General features: G+C 55.6%; 3 protein-coding genes. 1 reads left to right on the top strand and 2 read right to left on the bottom strand.

Going from position 1 to position 4,503, the window contains the following annotated elements:
* Window positions 1–540: 540 nt before the first annotated feature.
* Both F7R06_RS30555 and F7R06_RS30560 read right to left on the bottom strand, forming a co-directional pair.
* A complete protein-coding gene (locus F7R06_RS30555) occupies window positions 541–1,761 on the bottom strand; it encodes a CaiB/BaiF CoA transferase family protein (protein WP_090327227.1) in 1,221 nt (406 codons plus the stop codon).
* Window positions 1,762–1,774: 13 nt separating this feature from the next.
* On the bottom strand, window positions 1,775–2,956 hold the full coding sequence (locus tag F7R06_RS30560; RefSeq protein WP_090327225.1) for an acyl-CoA dehydrogenase: 1,182 nt from the start codon (window positions 2,954–2,956) through the stop codon (window positions 1,775–1,777).
* A gap of 157 nt (window positions 2,957–3,113) precedes the next feature.
* Here F7R06_RS30560 and F7R06_RS30565 point away from each other — a divergent pair, with 157 nt between their 5' ends.
* Window positions 3,114–4,013: a LysR family transcriptional regulator gene (locus F7R06_RS30565; protein ID WP_090327222.1), complete on the top strand. Its 900-nt coding sequence runs from the start codon at window positions 3,114–3,116 to the stop codon at window positions 4,011–4,013.
* Window positions 4,014–4,503: the final 490 nt, after the last annotated feature.

Below are 4,503 nucleotides of genomic sequence, written 5' to 3' on the forward strand. Positions count from 1 at the left end.
CGTTGGTTACATCTTTGATTTCTCGCGGAGTAACTTGTGATGCTGATAATCCGTTGACTAGCAGTCTGACTCCACAAGCACCCACACGAATTGCTTGATTCAGTTGTTAAAGAGCGGTTGGTTAAGAGCTTTGTCTCAACCGAGGCGCGCATTCTACAGCAGCCTCATTTGCTGTCAAGTGATTATTTTCAGAAGTTTTCAAGGAATCCTTAACAACTTCAACCACTTGCGCTTTCGATCTCTCGTCAGCGGGAGGCGAATTCTACAGCGTTACTCGCTGCTGTCAACACCTCTTTTTCAACTTCCTTTCGACTTCGATGACCTGAAGCAACCTGCTGCCGAAAACTACGTAACTCATTGTATTCCAAGGAGTTTTCCGTTTCGACTGCGCCGGAAGTGGTGCGAATTATAGGCCTCCAGAATCTGCCGTCAAGCACTGATTTGGTTTTTCTATCAATTACTTACGGAAGGCAGGAATACAGCCCGTTCCTCCCCCGTAACAAGGAGGAGTCAAACCAGCGCTCTATATAGAAGGAAGCCCTAGAGCACTCCAGACTCTTTAAAGGCCGCCACTACACCAGCATCCAGCCCCAACACCCGCTGCAGTACCTCCGACGTATGCTCTCCCAGCAGCGGAGGCGCATAACGGTACTCCACGGGCGTCTCGGACAATCGAATAGGGCTCGCTACTTGCGGCACCATCCCGGCCAATACATGCGGCAACTCAATCGCCAACCCACGAGCCTTGACCTGAGGGTCCGCAAACATCTGCGCAAGATCATTGATAGGCCCACACGGAACCCCCGCCTGCTCCAGTTGTGCCACCCACTCAGCAGTGGTCTTGAACACCGTCGCTTGACGAATCAGCGGAATGAGCACTGCGCGGTTAGCCACCCGCAACTTATTGGTAGCAAATCGCGGATCATCTGCCCATTGCGGCTGACCAGCCACCTCGGCGAATTTGCGGAACTGCCCGTCATTACCTACGGTCAGGATGAAATCGCCATCCGCCGTAGGAAAATCCTGATAAGGCACGATGTTCGGATGAGCGTTACCCAAGCGCTTCGGCGCATTGCCTGTGGTCAGGTAGTTCATCGCCTGGTTAGCCAGGCAGGCCACCTGAACATCCAGCAGCGCCATATCAATATGCTGACCACCGCCGTCATGATCCCGGTGCGCAAGCGCCGCCAGGATCGCCACCGTCGAATAAAGCCCGGTCAGAATGTCCGTCAGCGCCACGCCGACCTTTACCGGCCCCGCGCCTTCTTCTCCTTCCGGTCGACCCGTCAGACTCATGAGCCCGCCAAGCCCCTGGATCATGAAGTCATAACCCGCACGCTTGGCATAAGGCCCGGTCTGACCGAACCCGGTGATCGAGCAATAAATCAGGTCTGGATTGAGCGCCTTCAGCGACGCATAGTCCAGCCCATAAGCCGCCAGCCCACCGACCTTGAAGTTCTCGATCAGGATGTCCGATTTGGCCGCCAACTCACGCACCAGCTTCTGCCCCTCCGGACGCGTGAAGTCGATGGTGACCGACTGCTTGTTGCGATTGGCCGACAAATAATAGGCAGCCTCGCTGGTGTTCTCGCCATAGGCGTCCTTTAAGAACGGCGGCCCCCAGGCGCGCGTGTCATCGCCATTGCCCGGACGCTCGACCTTGATCACCTCAGCGCCAAGGTCCGCAAGAATCTGACCGGCCCATGGCCCGGCCAGCACCCGCGATAAATCCAGTACCCGTAGATGCGAAAGCGCGCCCATGGCCGTTCTCCTATTAATAGAACGCCTGGATGCCGGTTTGCGCACGACCAAGGATCAGCGCGTGGACGTCATGCGTACCTTCATAGGTATTCACCACCTCCAGGTTGACCAGGTGGCGCGCGACCCCGAACTCATCGGAAATACCGTTGCCGCCGAGCATATCGCGGGCCATGCGAGCGATGTCCAAAGATTTGCCGCAGGAGTTGCGCTTCATCATCGAAGTGATTTCGACTGCCGCCGTTCCTTCATCTTTCATGCGACCCAGACGCAGGCAACCTTGCAGCGCCATGGTGATTTCGGTCTGCATGTCGGCCAGTTTCTTCTGGATCAATTGAGTGGCAGCCAATGGACGACCGAACTGCTGACGATCCAGGGTGTATTGACGAGCGGTGTGCCAGCAGAACTCTGCCGCACCCAACGCGCCCCAGGAAATGCCATAACGAGCCGAGTTCAGGCAGGTGAAAGGACCTTTCAAGCCACGGACATCCGGGAAAATGTTCTCTTCCGGCACGAATACGTTATCCATGACGATTTCGCCGGTGATCGATGCACGCAGGCCAACCTTGCCATGAATCGCCGGGGCACTCAGACCTTTCCAGCCTTTCTCCAGAACGAAGCCGCGGATATCACCCGCATCGTCTTTGCCCCAGACGACAAACACGTCCGCGATCGGGCTGTTGGTGATCCACATCTTGTTACCGGTCAGGCTGTAGCCGCCTTCCACTTTGCGAGCACGAGTAATCATCGCACCAGGGTCAGAACCGTGGTTTGGCTCGGTCAGGCCGAAGCAGCCGATCCACTCACCCGAGGCCAGTTTCGGCAAGTATTTCTGCTTTTGTGCTTCTGTGCCGAATTCGTTGATCGGCACCATCACCAGTGAAGACTGCACACTCATCATCGAACGGTAACCGGAGTCAACGCGCTCAACTTCACGGGCAATCAGACCGTAGCTGACATAGTTCAGACCACTGCCACCGTATTGTTCAGGGATGGTTGCACCCAACAAACCCACTTCGCCCATTTCGCGGAAGATCGCCGGGTCGGTCTTTTCATGACGGAAAGCTTCGAGAACGCGTGGTGCGAGGCTCTGCTGAGCGAACTGCGCAGCGGTGTCGCGAATCATGCGCTCTTCTTCGGTGAGCTGTTGATCCAGCAGCAGGGGATCGATCCAGTTGAAGCTAGCTTTACCGGCCATGAGTGTGTCCTCTCGAAACAGGTCAAATAACGTGGACTGATGCTAGGCCGGCTTCGGCCTCCCGGCAAACGAGGATTTTGCATACTGTTGTGCTAATTTCTCACTCCGAAACGTCGCGAAATGCCAATAATGCGATGTATTAGTGAGGTTGACGTACATGCGCAGAAAGATACCCAGCACCACCGCCCTGATCAGCTTTGAAGCAGCAGCGCGCCACGAGAGCTTTACCAAGGCAGCACAGGAGCTTTCGCTGACACAGGGCGCGATTTGCCGTCAGATCGCCAGCCTCGAGGACTTCCTCGGCGTAGAACTGTTCCGACGTTCGCGACGCGGGGTCAAACTGACCGAGGCCGGACTTTCCTATAGCCGCCGGGTCGCCACTCAACTGGATGCCGTGGAACGCGATACCTTATCCGTGATGGGCCAGCAGGGTGCCAACGTGATCGAGTTGGCCGTAGTTCCGACCTTCGGCACCCAATGGCTGCTGCCCCGACTCAAGGACTTCCAGCAAAAACACCCGGAAGTGACGGTCAACCTGACCAACCGCACACGCCCGTTTCTCTTTGCCGACACCGACTTCGACGCCGCGATCTATTTCGGTGACGCGGACTGGTCAGGTACAGAATCCCACCGCCTGATGGGCGAACATCCGCTGCCGGTGTGCAGCCCCGGCCTGCTCGGAAAAAAGACCGTTCTGACAGCCGCTGAAATCGCCGAATTACCCCTGCTGCAGCAAACCACCCGCCCCTATGCCTGGCGACAGTGGTTCGACTCCCAACACCTGAATGTCCCGCGCGACATGACAGGACCTCGGTACGAGCTATTCTCCATGCTGGCTCAAGCAGCCATGCATGACATGGGGATCGCCTTGATACCACCGTTTCTGATTCAGCGTGAGTTGGCCGAAAAACGCTTGGTCATCGCCAACGCCCAAGCACTCTCCAGCATCAAGGCCTATTACCTGATGATTCCTGAGCGAAAGGTCGAATCGGCGTCATTAAGGGCTTTTCGGGATTGGCTGGTGAATCAGGCACATAGCTACAGCTTAGAGAAATAAAGGCCTACAGCCATTAGCTGACCCCGTAGTCAGTAAAATAAAAACCCTACAGATATAAGTATTTGTCGCATTTTTGCAGACTGTAGCCAAAAGTAGTACAGACGTCCTACAAGCGCCTGAAGACGTGGCTTTGAGGTGCTATTTGAAAGCGATACCGCATCATTCATATGGCCGATGCAAAAATTGTTGAAAAGCCCCCAAAATCCCTGAAAGGCACGGGCTACAAGGGATTAACCCGGTTAGTTGCGACATTCGGTCACGGGGTGACTTGTAGTTAATTTTCCGTCACCCGTCATAATCCCTTGAAGGGCACAAAGTTCGCCTGCAAAATGCCGCGCCCCGCCCTGATTTAGCGGGATCGTGCTGATCGGCCGCCCCAGCCGCACCATCCGTAGTGCATGGGTTTACTCAATAAGATCACGCAGGAGATTTGACGTGCACATTGGTGTTCCTCTCGAAACCCAGACGGGTGAAACACGGGTTGCTGCAA

The sequence above is a fragment of the Pseudomonas moorei genome (assembly GCF_008801475.1).
GTDB lineage: Bacteria > Pseudomonadota > Gammaproteobacteria > Pseudomonadales > Pseudomonadaceae > Aquipseudomonas > Aquipseudomonas moorei.